Annotated in this window: 14 protein-coding genes, 1 tRNA gene and 1 pseudogene; 12 read left to right on the forward strand and 4 right to left on the reverse strand. The window is 69.7% G+C overall.

Annotated features, from left to right (window positions below; genetic code table 11):
* Window positions 1–926: 926 nt before the first annotated feature.
* Entirely contained in the window at window positions 927–1,163 is a 237-nt protein-coding gene (locus TsocGM_RS22145; RefSeq protein ID WP_126727644.1) for a hypothetical protein, read from the reverse strand.
* A 642-nt stretch (window positions 1,164–1,805) separates the two neighbouring features.
* Here TsocGM_RS22145 and TsocGM_RS27280 point away from each other — a divergent pair.
* From TsocGM_RS27280 to TsocGM_RS22195, 12 genes and pseudogenes are all read left to right on the forward strand, one after another.
* A complete protein-coding gene (locus TsocGM_RS27280; protein ID WP_233579101.1) occupies window positions 1,806–1,952 on the forward strand; it encodes a hypothetical protein in 147 nt (48 codons plus the stop codon).
* 218 nt (window positions 1,953–2,170) lie between these two features.
* Window positions 2,171–3,172: a 30S ribosomal protein S2 gene (gene rpsB / locus TsocGM_RS22150; protein ID WP_233579102.1), complete on the forward strand. Its 1,002-nt coding sequence runs from the start codon at window positions 2,171–2,173 to the stop codon at window positions 3,170–3,172.
* A gap of 241 nt (window positions 3,173–3,413) precedes the next feature.
* Complete coding sequence (gene tsf, locus TsocGM_RS22155) at window positions 3,414–4,292, forward strand: translation elongation factor Ts (protein ID WP_158633706.1); 879 nt, start codon at window positions 3,414–3,416, stop codon at window positions 4,290–4,292.
* Window positions 4,293–4,377: 85 nt separating this feature from the next.
* Window positions 4,378–5,196 (forward strand): UMP kinase, encoded by an 819-nt coding sequence (gene pyrH, locus TsocGM_RS22160; protein WP_126727647.1) that lies wholly within the window; start codon window positions 4,378–4,380, stop codon window positions 5,194–5,196.
* Between the two features lie 82 nt (window positions 5,197–5,278).
* The gene (gene frr / locus TsocGM_RS22165; RefSeq protein ID WP_126727648.1) at window positions 5,279–5,839 is read left to right on the forward strand and encodes a ribosome recycling factor; all 561 of its coding nucleotides are present in this window, start codon (window positions 5,279–5,281) and stop codon (window positions 5,837–5,839) included.
* 134 nt (window positions 5,840–5,973) lie between these two features.
* Window positions 5,974–6,192, forward strand: coding sequence for a transposase family protein (locus TsocGM_RS22170; protein WP_126727649.1), 219 nt, complete (start codon window positions 5,974–5,976; stop codon window positions 6,190–6,192).
* 15 nt (window positions 6,193–6,207) lie between these two features.
* Window positions 6,208–6,651, forward strand: a pseudogene (locus TsocGM_RS22175) (ISAs1 family transposase); the annotation flags it as partial.
* A 25-nt stretch (window positions 6,652–6,676) separates the two neighbouring features.
* Window positions 6,677–7,012, forward strand: a complete 336-nt coding sequence (locus tag TsocGM_RS22180) for a hypothetical protein (RefSeq protein WP_126727651.1) — start codon at window positions 6,677–6,679, stop codon at window positions 7,010–7,012.
* 198 nt (window positions 7,013–7,210) lie between these two features.
* Window positions 7,211–7,645, forward strand: a complete 435-nt coding sequence (locus TsocGM_RS27285) for a recombinase family protein (RefSeq protein ID WP_233579104.1) — start codon at window positions 7,211–7,213, stop codon at window positions 7,643–7,645.
* 5 nt (window positions 7,646–7,650) lie between these two features.
* Entirely contained in the window at window positions 7,651–9,105 is a 1,455-nt protein-coding gene (locus TsocGM_RS22185) for a recombinase family protein (protein WP_233579105.1), read from the forward strand.
* 502 nt (window positions 9,106–9,607) lie between these two features.
* A tRNA-Val gene (locus TsocGM_RS22190) sits at window positions 9,608–9,681 on the forward strand.
* 108 nt (window positions 9,682–9,789) lie between these two features.
* Window positions 9,790–10,950, forward strand: a complete 1,161-nt coding sequence (locus TsocGM_RS22195; RefSeq protein WP_126727652.1) for a tyrosine-type recombinase/integrase — start codon at window positions 9,790–9,792, stop codon at window positions 10,948–10,950.
* A gap of 73 nt (window positions 10,951–11,023) precedes the next feature.
* Here the strand turns inward: TsocGM_RS22195 and TsocGM_RS22200 are convergent, their stop codons facing one another.
* The 3 genes from TsocGM_RS22200 to TsocGM_RS22210 all read right to left on the reverse strand — a co-directional run bounded on the left by TsocGM_RS22200 (window position 11,024) and on the right by TsocGM_RS22210 (window position 13,534).
* Window positions 11,024–11,230 (reverse strand): hypothetical protein, encoded by a 207-nt coding sequence (locus TsocGM_RS22200; RefSeq protein ID WP_126727653.1) that lies wholly within the window; start codon window positions 11,228–11,230, stop codon window positions 11,024–11,026.
* Between the two features lie 114 nt (window positions 11,231–11,344).
* On the reverse strand, window positions 11,345–12,742 hold the full coding sequence (locus TsocGM_RS22205; RefSeq protein ID WP_126727654.1) for an ISNCY family transposase: 1,398 nt from the start codon (window positions 12,740–12,742) through the stop codon (window positions 11,345–11,347).
* Window positions 12,743–12,817: 75 nt separating this feature from the next.
* Complete coding sequence (locus TsocGM_RS22210; protein WP_158633707.1) at window positions 12,818–13,534, reverse strand: transposase; 717 nt, start codon at window positions 13,532–13,534, stop codon at window positions 12,818–12,820.
* Between the last annotated feature and the right edge of the window lie 233 nt (window positions 13,535–13,767).

The raw sequence follows: 13,767 nt of genomic DNA on the forward strand, positions 1-13,767 counted from the left end.
GAGGGAGTGTCGCCTTCCGGTCACCTCGACGCGGATGGCTCAAATCGAAACGGAAGCACGCGATCCTCGGGCGCGAGAACTCGGAGAGCAAGGAGTACAGGGAGTACGGACTGAGGCCACGGCGAGCGTCCCCGGCGCCTGACCAGGACGGCCAACGCCGTCCTCCAGCGCAAGGCCCAGCACGGCGACACTCCCGCCCGGCGGTGCTCCGGATCGATCCGATCTCCAGAGCCGGCAAGGTCTTGATGCGGACGATCCGGAGGCCCGAAGGGGCTCGTGGCCCGGTCGATCGCGGTTTCGGCAGCTCCCGATTCCCGTTCCGAGGAGGTTGCCGACCGGGGATCGAGCTCACCCTTGGCGGCCGGAGCCGGACGCGTCCCAGTTCCTCGGCGGTCCAAAGATTCTGTGAGCAACGTCCGCTCCGGCCCGATGATACAGAACGGAGTGACGCGATCGGAGGCGTCAGGTCGGGCTGATGCGGTTGGGGCGTGTCGCCCCCTCATCCTCACGAGCCTGACGAGCCGAGGGGCGACTCGACCCCAGCCTTCGAGGCCCCGCCTCGAGCGAGACTCCCACGGATCGCGGCGTCTCTGGGCTTCGGTTCGAGGCTCCTGGCGGATCGCCCGCCCGCTCGTTCGCTGCCCGATTCGGGAGCATCGACGAGCCGATGGGCAACCGCCCGTCGAGAGACGACACCCCTCCGAGGATCGCCCCGCCCCCCGGATTCGTGGCCGGGAGGCGGGCGAGGACCGAGTCGGCAAGAGGCGTCGATTCCCCCGGCCGGGCCGACGACCGAGGCCCCCCGGCCGTCGCGCCCTCGACTCCTGGTCGGACTCCTCGCGATCATGGCCCAACTGGAATCCTCCCCCGCCGCTCCCCTCCCGTCCGGGAGCCCCGTGCCGGCCCCGGTCCTGATCGGACTAGCCCTACTCGACCCGGACCCCGGTCGGTTCCGCCTGCTCGCCGCCGGGCTCCTCGACAACGTCCCCGCCAACGACCCGATCGGGAGACTGCTGGTCGAGCTCGTCCTGGCCGCCGCCGATCGCTACCGAAGGGCCGCGCAGGCCGAGCCCCTTGACCAGCTCCCCGACTCCTCCTGGTGCCGAGTCCACGCCTTGGCCGAGCGCAACCTCCGCGCCGCGCTCAAGGACTTGCATCGCCACCTCGAACGCCTCCCTTCCCCACCTCCGGCTCCTTCCCCGGACCGTTCCCGGCCCTCCGCACCATCCTCGCCCCCTTCCCCCGCTCCTTGTTCTGCTCCCTCTTCCTCTTCTGCTCACTCTGTCAGTCCATCTCCCTCCCCCTCTCCTGCTGACTTCCCCTCCTCTGCTCACTCTGTCAGTCCATCTTCTGCTCACTCTGTCAGTCCGTCTCCCTCCCCCTCTTCCACTCCCTCCCCCTCTTTTGCTCACTCTGTCAGTCCGTCTCCCTCCCCCTCTTCCACTCCCTCTTCCTCTTTTGCTCACTCTGTCAGTCCATCTCTCTCCCCCTCTCCTGCTGACTTCCCCTCTTCTGCTCACTCTGTCAGTCCGTCTCCCTCCCCCTCTCCTGCTGACTCCCCCTCCTCTGCTCTCACCCTCTCCTCTGCTCTCACTCTCTCCTCCTTCGAGGAGGCTCCCCCGGCCGACCCTCCTCCGCCGGCCGGGTCGACCCCCGAGGAGATTGCCGAGGCCTCGTCCGACTGGCGTCGACACATCGCGCTGGTCCGCAGCGTCAGCGAGGAATGGCCGATCCTGGTCCGGCTCCTCCTGGAGGCCGAAGAGATCGTCGCCTGGCGGCTCGACGGCCGGTCGGAGGAGGAACTCATGCGCTGGCATCCCGGCCTGACTCGAGCCGAGATTGCCGCCTGCCTCGCCTGCGACGCCGAGGGGCTTTGCGGTCCCTTCGACCCGGCCGATGGCCCTTATCCCCCGGGGCTTCCCGTTCTGGACCTCCTGCCCGACGACCCCTGAGGTCGGCTGGCGCTGGGAGCGAGCGAGAGAGCGGAGAGAGCGAGAGAGCTCCCGGATTTGACGACGGCCGCATCGGCCGTTACAGTGGACGACTCGACCGAGCCGGCAGCCCGATCGTGTCGAGCTCAACCCAACCATCCCGAGCAAGGCCGCCCCGAGGGCACGTCGCTCTCGGACCATCGGCCGGATCCGGACCCAATGCCCTGAGGGGATCGCCTGTGGCCATCGCGGTGAAGGACCTGATCGAAGCCGGCGTGCACTACGGCCACCGAGCCAGCCGCTGGAACCCGAAGATGAAGCCGTACATTTACGGCAAGCGAAACCTGATCCACATCATCGACTTGAAGGAGACCGTCCGCGGCCTCCTGCGGGCGATCAAGTACTTCAACCGAGTGGCCGCCGGCGGCGGTCTGATCCTCTTCGTCGGCACCAAGCGGCAGGCCGTCGACCTTGTCGTCGAGCACGCCACCAAGTGCGGGATGCCTTATGTCACCGAGCGCTGGCTCGGCGGCACCCTGACCAACTTCCAGACCATCCGCAGCCGGCTCGACCGCCTCGAGGAACTGGAGCAGATTCTCGAGAGCGAGATGGCGCTGACCTACTCGAAAAAGGCGCTGAGCACCCTCAATCGCGAGCGCAAGAAGATCGCGAGGAATCTCGAGGGGATCCGGCACATGACCCGGCGCCCCGAGGCCATGTTCGTGATCGACCCGCACCGCGAGAAGATCGCGGTGAGCGAGGCGAGGAAGCTCGGCGTCAAGGTCGTCGCCCTGATGGACACCGACTGCGACCCCGACGTCGTCGACCTGCCGATTCCCGGCAACGACGACAGCATGAGGGCGATCGAGCTGATTCTCGACCGCTTGACCCAGGCGATCATCGACGGCAAGGCCGCCGCTCCTCCCGAGGCCGCTCGCGCCGAGCCCGTTCCCAACGGGCCCGGCGGCCCCCGAGGGCGAGCAGACCGTCGTGGCCCTGCCGGCCCGGGAGGCCTCGCGGGCCGGGGAGGCACCCCCGCCGCATCGGCCGAGGAGGGCGGCCAGTCTCCTCCGGTCGCCTCGGCCGATGCCGGGGACTCCGCCTCCGCCCCTGCTCCGGCCCTCGAGCCGGTCTCCGAGGGAGGCGCCGAGCCGTCCTCGACCTCCCCGCCGAGCGACGGCCCCGCGCCCTCCCCGGCCGAGCCGACCGGCGAGGAGCCGAAGCCTCCCGCCGAGGGCTGATCCGTCCCGGGCCGGATCGAGCCGGCTCGGATCGCCCCCAACCCGAACGAGTCCTTCCCGAATCCGGACACGGCCGCCGGTCGAGCTCCCCGCTCCCGGCGGCCGTCCCGCCGAACGAACGTGGGACTCCGCGCCAATTCCCAAGGCCCCTCCCGAGGAGGCCTCCGCCGGCCTCCCCCCGCCGGCCCCCTTCCTTCTGATCCCGACCCGTACTCGATCGATTGCCAGGGAGATCCTCACGATGGCCGACATCACGGCCCAGGCCGTCAACGAGCTTCGCAAGCGCACCGGGCTCGGCTTGATGGAGTGCAAGAAGCTGCTCCAGGAGGCCGCCGGCGACCCGAAGAAGGCCGAGACGCTGGCCAAAGAGCGCGGGATGGCCAAGGCCGCCGGCCGGGCCGGTCGCGTCGCCTCCGCCGGCCGCGTGGAGGTGGCCATCGCCCAAGACGGCCGAGCCGGCTCGATCATCGAGCTGAACTGCGAAACGGACTTCGTCGCCCGCAACGAGGACTTCCGAAAGGCCGCCCAGATCCTGGCCGAGCACGTCCTGGCGCTCGGCCAGACCGGCGGCATCGACGTCTCGTCTCTGGCCAGCACGCCCGTCGGCGACACCGGCCAGACCCTCGCCGACTTCCTGCTCGACCTGAACTCCCGGACCGGCGAGAACGTCCAGTTCACCCGGGCCTACCGGCTGGAGACGAGCGGACCGGGCCGGGTCGACGCGTACGTCCACCACGACAATAAGTCCGGCGCCATCGTCTCCCTCCGATGCCCCGACGACGCGGTTGCCGGCTCCGAGAACGTCATCGCCCTGGCCAAGGACCTGGCGCTGCACGTTGTCGCCACCCGTCCCCTGGCCTCCCGACGCGACGAGGTCCCGGCCGAGGCCGTCGCCGAGCAGAAGCGGATCTTCGTCACCCAGGCCGAGGACAAGCCCGAGAACATCCGGGAGAAGATCGCCGAGGGCAAGCTCAACGCCTGGTTCGGCGAGATCGTCCTGATCGATCAGGTCTTCGTGAAGGACCCCTCGCAGAAGGTCAGCAAGGTCATCGAGGCCACCGGCCCCGGCATCGAGCTGGACCACTTCGCCCGGCTCGCCGTGGGCGAGTCGGCCGACTGACCCGGGACGCTCCCCGGCCGGAGGCCGCTCCCGACGGCCTCCGGCCCCGCTCTGGCCTCCTCCCACCCCCGATAAGGTCCCCCTCATGGAACCGGCCTCCCCGACTGACGGCGAACCCCCGGCGCAGTTCCGTCGCGTGCTCCTGAAGCTCTCCGGCGAGAGCTTCTGCCGCCCCGGCGAGGGGGGCATCAACGCCGAGGAGGTCCGCCGGATCGCCGACCAGGCCGCCCGGGTCGCCCGACGGGGGATCGAGCTGGCCATCGTCGTCGGCGGCGGCAACATCCTGCGCGGGGCGACCCTCAAGGGCTCCCACGTCATCAAGGAGGCCACCGGCCACTACATGGGCATGATGGCCACCGTCATCAACGGCCTCGCGCTGCAAGACGCCCTCGAGGGGCTCGGCTGCCAGACCCGCCTGATGACACCCATCCACATGAATGAGGTCGCCGAGCCCTACATCCGCCGCCGGGCGCTGACCCACCTCTCCCGAGGCCGGGTGATCATCCTCGCCGCCGGCACCGGCTCGCCGTTCGTGACCACCGACACCGCCGCTGCCCTCCGGGGGAAGGAGCTCGAGGTCGACGTCGTCCTCAAGGCCACTCGGGTCGACGGCATCTACTCGGCCGACCCCGAGAAGAACCCGCACGCCGTCCGGTACGAGTCGCTCGACTTCGACCGCGTCATGAGGGAGGACCTGAAGGTGATGGACGGCGCCGCCATCGGCATGTGCCGAGACAACGGCCTCCCCATCATCGTCTTCGACTTCAAGCGCGAGGGGAACATCGAGCGCGTCGTCTCCGGCGAGCCGATCGGCACCTGGGTCAGCGACCGCCCCCGTCCCGGCCACAGCGCCGGCACCCGGGCGGCCGAGGCTGGTCAGCCCGGCCCGTCGCCGGCACAATAGGGGGGATCCCCCCGTCGGCCTTCGGCACGAGACGTCGGCCGACCGCCCCCGAATCGACCCGATCCCCGCAGGGGTTGCCGCCATGAGTATCGAAGAGATCACGTTCGAGGCCGAGGAACGGATGGAGAAGTCCGTCACCCTGCTGGCCGACCAGCTCCGGGGCATCCGCACCGGCCGGGCCAACACCGGGCTCGTCGAGTCGATCCGGGTCGAGTACTACGGCTCCCCCACTCCGTTGAAGCAGTTGGCCAACCTCTCCACCCCCGAGCCCCAGCAAATCCTCATCCGCCCGTTCGACACCAGCGTCATCGGCGACATCATCAAGGCGATCCAGACCTCGGATCTCGGCCTCACGCCGAACTCCGACAACAAGGTCATCCGCCTGAACGTCCCCCCCCTCTCGGTCGAGCAGCGCAAGAAGCTCGTCGGCCGCGTCAAGGACCTCGCCGAGGAGGCCCGCGTCTCCATCCGCAACATCCGCCGAGACGCCAACAAAACCGCCGATGCCGAGACCGCCGACAAGATCCTCACCGAGGACGACCTGGTCCGCTGCAAGGACGAGATCCAGGCCCTGACCAAGAAGTACGAGGGGAAGGTCAACGACCTGGCCGAGCGGAAGGAAGCGGAAATCATGGAAGAGTGATCCCCCCTCGATCCTCCGATCCTCCGACCGGGCCCAGGGCGGTTTCCTTTTGAGCTAGCCTGGGACGACGGTTTGTGTTAGGTATCGCCCATCGGGTCCTCACCGCGTGCGACGCCACCCCTGGAGATTCGGGCATGGATGCCGCCCTCAGCCTGATGGAACTCCTTGAGACGATCGATGATCCGCGTGCGGCCCGGGGCAAGCGTCATCCCTTGCCGGCTCTCCTCGGCCTAGCCGTCGTCGCCATGCTCGCCGGCCAGTGCGGCTACGAGGCGATCGTCCAATACGGCAAGGAACGCGGATGGGCCTTCCTCCAGGCCCTGGGCTTCACACGTCGTCACGGCCTCTGCTAGGCGACCTGCTCGCGCGTCTTTCGCCGCATCGATGTCGCCGCGTTCGAAGCGGCCGTCGCCGGCTGGATCCGCAGCCGACTCGATCCGGGCGACGCGCGGCACCTGGCCCTGGACGGCAAGTCGCTCCGCGGCAGCCGTGAGGCCGGCACGCCGGCGGCTCACCTCGTGGCCGCCTACGCCCCGGAGGTCGAGGCCGTCCTCGGCCAGCTCCGCGTCGACGCCAAGACCAACGAGCACAAGGCGGCCCTGGAACTGCTTGGGATCCTGCCGCTGTGTGGCCGGGTGGTCACCGCCGACGCGATGTTCACCCACCGCGACGTGTGTACCGCCGTCCTCGACGGCGGCGGGGACTCCATCCTGCCGGCCAAGGAGAACCAGCCGAACCTGCTTCGGGACATCCAGGCGGCCTTCGCCGAGCCCCCGGCCGGCCTTTCCCCCTCTCCAGGCCCAGCGGCGTGAGGCGAGCTTCGACCGGGTCCGTGAGGTGCACAAGGGGCACGGCCGGGTCGAGGTCCGTTCGCTGGAGGTGACGACCTGGCCGGCCGAGTACCTGGCGTCGGATTGGCCGGGCTGCGCGCAGGTCTTCCGCCTGGAACGCGCGCGTCGATCCGGCGGTGAGGTCAAGCAGGAGGTGGTCTTCGGGATCACCAGCCTACCGCGTGAGCGGGCCGGGGCGGCGGAGCTCTCCCGGTTGATCCGGGGCCACTGGAGGATCGAGAACCCCCAGTCAGACGACCCGCGAAGCGACAACTTGTGCGTCGCCGGACGGGCCGGATACCATCTCTGCGGAGGCCCTGCTTGCGCTGGCCTCATGGCTTGACCACCGAGACGAACACGGAGGCAACCGATGCTCACCAACGAACCAACCCACGTCCCCCCCCGTCCTCACCGCCGGGCCCGCTGACGGCGATCTGGGCCCAGTTCCCGACGGACCGACGGCGGCGGCTCCAGCAACTCCTCGCCGATCTGCTCGCCCGGCCCGTCACCGTCGCAGCGGCCCCGCCGCGGGAGGGGCGTCATGACCACCGCTCGGCTTGACCCGCCGTCCCCGAAGCTCCGGCCCTGGCACCTCGACCGCGCCGCCGTCGTCTACGTCCGACAGTCCACCCCCCAGCAGGTCATCGACCATCAGGAGTCCACCGCCCGTCAGTACGCTCTGGCCGACCGCGCCATCGCCCTGGGCTGGCCGCGGTCGCAGGTCCAGGTGATCGACGACGATCTGGGCAGGAGCGGCCAGTCGGTCGAGGGCCGGCCAGGGTTCCAGCGGCTTCTGGCCGAGGTCGCGTTGGACCGCGTCGGGCTGATCCTCGGGCTGGAGATGAGCCGGTTGGCCCGCTCCTGCAAGGACTGGCACCACCGCTGGAACTCTGCGCCCGGTTCCGCGTTCTACTGGCCGACGCCGACGGGGTGTACGACCCGACCGAGTATGCGGACCGCCTGGTCCTCGGGCTGACCGGCATGATGAGCGAGGCAGAGCTGCATATCCTCAAGCAACGGATGTGCCAGGGCAAGCTGAACAAGGCCCGCCGCGGGGAGCTGATCGCCCGCGTCCCGGCCGGATACGTCACGTCCCCGGCCGGGGAAGTCACGCTCGACCCGGACGAGCAAGCCCGGGGGGTCATCCGGCTGATCTTCGATGAGTTCGACCGGCTGGGGACGGTGCACGGCGTCCTGCGGTCGCTGATCGCGCAGGGGGTCCGCTTGCCGGTGCGAGCGCAGGGCGGGCCGAACCGCGGGCAACTGGAGTGGCGGGCGCCGTACCGGGAGACGGTCCGCCACATCCTCCGCCACCCCATGTACGCGGGGGCCTATCGGTATGGTTTCCGGCCCACCGAGCCGCGGCGGCAGACGCCCGGACATCCGCGGGGTGGTCGGGGCAGCGGGTTGGCGGCCGAGGATTGCCTGGTCTTCCTCAAGGATCGCTTCCCCGCGTACATCGCCTGGGAGCGATTCGAGGCGAACCAGACGCGGCTGACGGCCAACCGGTCCCGGATCGACTCGGTCGGCGCGGTCCGGGACGGCAGCGCCTTGCTGGCCGGCTTGGTCCGGTGCGGGCGGTGCGGGAAGCGGATGTCTGTCCGCTACGGCAGCGCCCACCGGCGGCCCGGGTACGCCTGTAGCACGCTGCGGTCCGACTACGCCTTGCCGCTGTGCCAGTCGGTCACGGCGGCCGAGGTCGAGAGCTGGGTGGCCGAGCAGATCCTCGAGGTGATCCAGCCGGCGGTGCTGGAGGCGAGCCTTGAGGCGGCGGCTGCGGTGGAGCAGCGGCGGCGGCAGATGACCCGGCACTGGGAGCAACGGATCGAACGGGCACGGTACCGTTACACCCGCACGCAGCCGCGGCCGCTGGGCGAAGCCGATCGGGATCGGTTCCGCCGGTTGGCCGCGGAAGTGCCCGCGCTGTGGCAGGCGCCATCGACAACGCCCGCAGACCGGCGACAGGTCGTCCGGCTCTTGGTGGAGCGCGTGGTGCTGACCGTGGACCCGGGCGATGACCGCGTCACGGTGCGCGTGGAGTGGGCCGGCGGGGCGGTCTGCGAGCGGGTGATCCACCGGTCCGTTCGCGGATACAAGGGTCAGCAATCGTGGTCATGTTTGTCGGAGCGGCTGGCGGCGCTGCACGGCCGCGATGAGACGCCGGAGGCGATCGCAACGGCCCTCGATCGGGAGGGATTCCGTCCCCCGAAGCGGGCATCCTGGTTCACGGCCGGGATGGTGCGGCGGTTGCTGCACGAACTGGGATTGCGGCGGCGCGTGCCACGCGCGGCTGAGCCGGCCGGGGTCCTGTCGCCGGACGAGCGGTGGTTACACGACCTGGCACGAGACCTGGCGCTGTCACCGCACACGTTGCACGGGTGGCGGAAGAAGGGCTGGCTTCACGCCCGGCAGGTCGGCGGCCGAGGCGGCCCATAAGCGGTGCGGGCAGACGCCTGCGAGTTGGCCCGACTACGGGCGTTGAAGGAGTGCCCGAGGACGTGGCCTTATCGGGAGCGACTGGCCGAGCTGCGGACCCCAGGCCGACGTCTTGGATGACCGCATCGGTCCCGCCCTGGACCCCCGGGGCGGGATCGGCTTCTCGCACAACTTGTTCCTTGGAGGGTACTGTGCCAGGCTTTTCGAGAACGGGCTGCACGGCCGACGCGATGGGACGCTGCGTGAGGACGCCAGCCGCGTCGGGCGGGGCGCGGCGTCGCAGGTGATGGCGGCCCTGAGGAACTTGATCATCTATCTGCGTCCCCGGTCGGGCCGGCCGAACCTGACGGCGGCGACCCGATACCATATGTGCCACCCAGAGAAGTCGCTGGAAATACTGTCAAGCCGAACTCGAGAATGAAACGGCCCTGCGACCGGGCCGCCGCCCTCTTGACCCGCCCGGCCCGAGGAGACATAATTGGGTCCTCACGAGCACCCGCTCGGGCGATTAGCTCAGTTGGCTAGAGCGCCAGTTCGACACACTGGAGGTCACAGGTTCGAGCCCTGTATCGCCCACTCCACTTCTCCCTAGCCGAACGCGACTTACGCGTACCCGTCGGCGGCGCGGCCTGAATCGGGCATCCTCAGTACAATACTGAGGATCGACGCTCAGGACCGTGCCCCATGCGAGATCCGCATTACATCCCCCGCACCTCGCGTCACCGATCCGGCCAGGCCGTCGCCCGACTTAACGGACGGGACCACTACCTCGGCGCCCACGGGAGCCCCGAGGCCGCTGCGGCCTACGAGCGGCTCATCGCCGAATGGCTCGCCGACGGCCGCCGGTCCCCGGCCGACGAGCCGACCGTCAACGACGTCATCCTCGCCTTCCTGGACCATGCCACGGCCTACTACAAGGACGGCGGCCCCCACGGCGGCGAGGTCGGGTGCATCAAGGATGTCCTGAAGATCGTCAAGCAGCTCTACGGCCGGACGCCCGCGGCCGACTTCGGCCCCAGGGCCCTGAAGGTCGTCCGCGACCGGATGATCGGCAAGGGCTGGTGCCGCCGGTACATCAACGCCCAGGTCGACCGGATCCAGCGGATGTTCCGCTGGGCGACCGAGGAGGAGATCGTCCCCGGCTCGGTCCATCACGCCCTGAGGGCCGTCCGGGGCATCCGCAAGGGGACCCCGGGGGTGCGGGAATCCGAACGGGTGCGCCCCGGGCCCGCGGCCTCGATCCGGGTCGTCTTCCCGCACGTCCCCCCCGCCATCGCGGCGATGATCCGGTTCCAGGACCACACCGGATGCCGCCCCGAGGAGGTCTGCCGGCTCCGCCGATGCCACATCCGGCAACGGGGCAAGGTCTGGGTCCACGAGCCGCCGGAGCACAAGACCGACCACCACGACATCGAGCGGAGGATCTCCATCGGGCCGAGGGCCCAGCGCGTCCTGGGCCCGTGGATCGACGTCCCCGACGACGCCTATCTCTTCTCCCCCGCCGGTTCCGAGGCGCACCGGAACGGCGACCGACGGGCGAATCGTCGGTCCCCGATGACCCCCTCGCAGACCCGATGGGGCCCGAGGGCGAGGAGAAAACGGCCCTCCGGCCAGTGCGACACCACGGTGAGTGACCGCCGGGCGATCCACCGTGCGTGCGACCGAGCGAAGGTCGAGAAGTGGTCGCCCAACCAGTTGCGGCACACCGCCGCGACTCGCCTGCGCCGCCGTCACGGCATCGAGGCGGCTCGCATCATCCTCGGCCACACGAACCTGATCACGACGCAGGTCTACGCCGAGGCCGACCTGAAGAAGGCGTTCAGGGTCATGAGTCGATTCGGATAGCCCGAACCCGTTCCTCGTGGAAACTCGTGGCGTGGTCCGGACTTCCTTCGTGCGAGTGACATCCTGACCTGAGTCATCCCCACCTGTCGGCGACCTCGATGGTCGCCCAGCGAATCATACGTAAGAGGTCTTCAGGCAAGTCATTGGTGCGGTGAAGCATCGCCCGGCCGATGGTAAAAACGCTGCACTCTCGCTCACGACGGTTGGTGCACCAGGCCGATGGGTCGTAGTCCCGCTTCGCCTGCAGGCCCAGGCCGACCAGCAGCAGGTACGCCAGCACCACGACTAGTCCTAGTTAATGGTGCGAAATTCTGCACGTCGGCTGCGGTATTTCCACGGGTCCGCCGCCTCGATCTCGGCCCGGTCGGACGGCCCTCGGCCCCGCCCCCCCGGCTTACCGACCCGCCCCTGCCTCCGCGACCTTCGCCAGGTTGTGGGCCAGGATGCCCCAGCCGATCCACCGGCCCATCCCCCGCTCGCCGTGGTACCGGCACCGCCTCAGGCCGAAATCCCGCCGCAGCGTGTGGATCCGCCCCTCGATCCCCGCCCGGAACCGATACGCCCGCTTGAACCGCCGGCCCCGTTCCTCGACCCGCCGCCCCGGCGGCGCCTTGCCGACGTGCGGCAACGCCACCTGCTTGACCCCCGCCTCGCGGGCCAGCCGCTCGTTCTCGGCCGACGCCAGCCCCCGGTCCCCGGCCAGCAGGCCTGGGGCCCGGCCGAACGGCAACCGGTGGTTCGCCAGGCTGTCGCCCAGGCACGGCTGGTCCTGGCCGCCGCCCCGCTCCAGGATCGCGTAGCCGCTGATCAGCCCGCCCTCGACCTCATCCAGCCGGAGCTTGCGGCCGAACTCGACCGCCTTGCCGGCCTTGAACCGGGGGATCACCTGCGTATGCGGCTCGAAGAGCGAGAGCAGCTTCTCGCCGGCCGGCACCGACTCCCCCTTGATCACCCGCCGCGTGGCCTGGCGGATCCCCTGCTTCAGCCGCGGCAGGACCTCCCCGAGCCGCGCGGCCAGCCGCCGCGCCGCCGGCTCGTCAGGCCGCTCCTGGAGGGCCTTCAGCACCCGCCTGCCCTGGGCGGCGGTGCGCCTGGTCGTGGCGATGAGCCGGCCGTAGGCCGCCTTCAGCGTCTCGCGGCCCTGATCGCCCTTGCGGCGGGGGAGGCGGTGCAGCTGCTGGGAGAGCGTGCGCACGGTGCGGACCCGGCTGCGGAAGGCCTCCCCCAGGCCGGCGGCCGCCTCGCCCAGCGCGGCCCTGGCCCGCCGCAGCAGCCGCGAGACGACCCGCACGCCGTCGCCGAGCAGGCCGCTGTCGGTCGGGAAGTGGATGTCGGTCTCCACCGCCGTGGTGTCGACCCGGAGCTTGCGGCCCCGGGTCACCTTCAGGCCGCGGGCCAGCCGGACGACCCGGTGGTTGAGCGCCTGGAGCGTCTCGGGCTCGATCGTGTCGGCCCAGCGGATCAGCACGGTGTCGTCGGGGACCTTCTCGAGATAGACCCGGCAGAACTGACGCAGGACCAGGCTGTCGTTGACGAAGGACTCGGCCTGGGCGTAGCTCCAGCCGTAGAGCCGCATGACCACGAGCATCCGCAGGATGACCTCGACCGGGGTGGAGGGCCGGCCGCGGGAGCCGGTCCTGGGATGACGGCGGGCGAGGTCCTCGCGGACGGCCTCGAACAGCTCGTCATCGTCGAGCAGCCGGTCGAGCTGCTTCAGCTGCAGCTCGAAGCGGAGGTCGAGCTGGGGGACCAGGGCGAACAGGTCGGTCCGGCGGTAGCGATTCCTGAGCATGGCTCCGCCCTGCCATCGGTCCGGTTGGTGCGGTTCCGGGGATGCCATCAGCGTACCAAAGGCCGTGAAACATGCCTATTTCGCACCGCAAACTAGTACTAGCAGGAAGCGGTCGAACCGCTCGACCTTGGTGATCCGCGTGTTGCGGATCGCCAGGCCGTTGCGGCGGTTCTTGGCGTCGCGGAACAACTCCTCGACGCTCATCCGGCGGCCGTAGAGCCGGCGGAGCGCCTCGGCCCGGCCCTGGAGGTCGGTCATCAGATACCACGGCTCGTCCCGCTTGCTCGGCAGGCCGGGCTGCCAGCGGATGACCACGTGGTGCGTGACCCGGGCGTCCTTGCGGTACCGCACCTCACGCAGCACGTGCGCCATGCCCTTGTGGACCGGATCCTTGCTCAGCACGCCCCGGTAGCGGGCACAGGCGATGGTCACCTGAGGCTTGATCCGCACCAGATAACGGAACTTCAACTCCTGGCAGACCGCCGCCCACTCGGCCCGGCCGAAGCCGCGGTCGGCCAGGATGAGCACCGGCACCGACTCGGGGATCCGCGTGCGGAGCAGCCGTAAGAGTCCTTCCTCCAGGCTGTTTTGGCTGCGGGCCAGCTTCCCCTCGGGGTAGCTGGCCCAGAGCAGCGGCACGGCCCGGCCGCCGATGCAGGCGGCGGCCATCAGGCCGTGGAAGTCACGGACCTCCGTCCAGTCGAGGCTGACGATCAGCCGCTTCTTGGTAAGCGTCCGACGCAACACACCCTTGACACGATAGATGGTCTGACGCCCGTCCAGGACGTTCAACCACCTCGTCGAAGGTGGGCGCCGAATAACACTTAGTTGTCATTTGTACAAAAAAGACGATCTCGCACCTTAACGGCTTATTAATTTGCCGGACGGCCAACTACTCTGGCAGACTGCGGTCCGTCGGACCTACGGCGATCTCGACCGGGCTCTCCGCCCGAGGCGCATGGCAGGAGGATAGGGTCATGGTTCATCGAGCCAGGCGTGGGGGAGGGTCATACCTGGCGGGCTTC

The organism is Tautonia sociabilis, assembly GCF_003977685.1.
Lineage (GTDB): Bacteria > Planctomycetota > Planctomycetia > Isosphaerales > Isosphaeraceae > Tautonia > Tautonia sociabilis.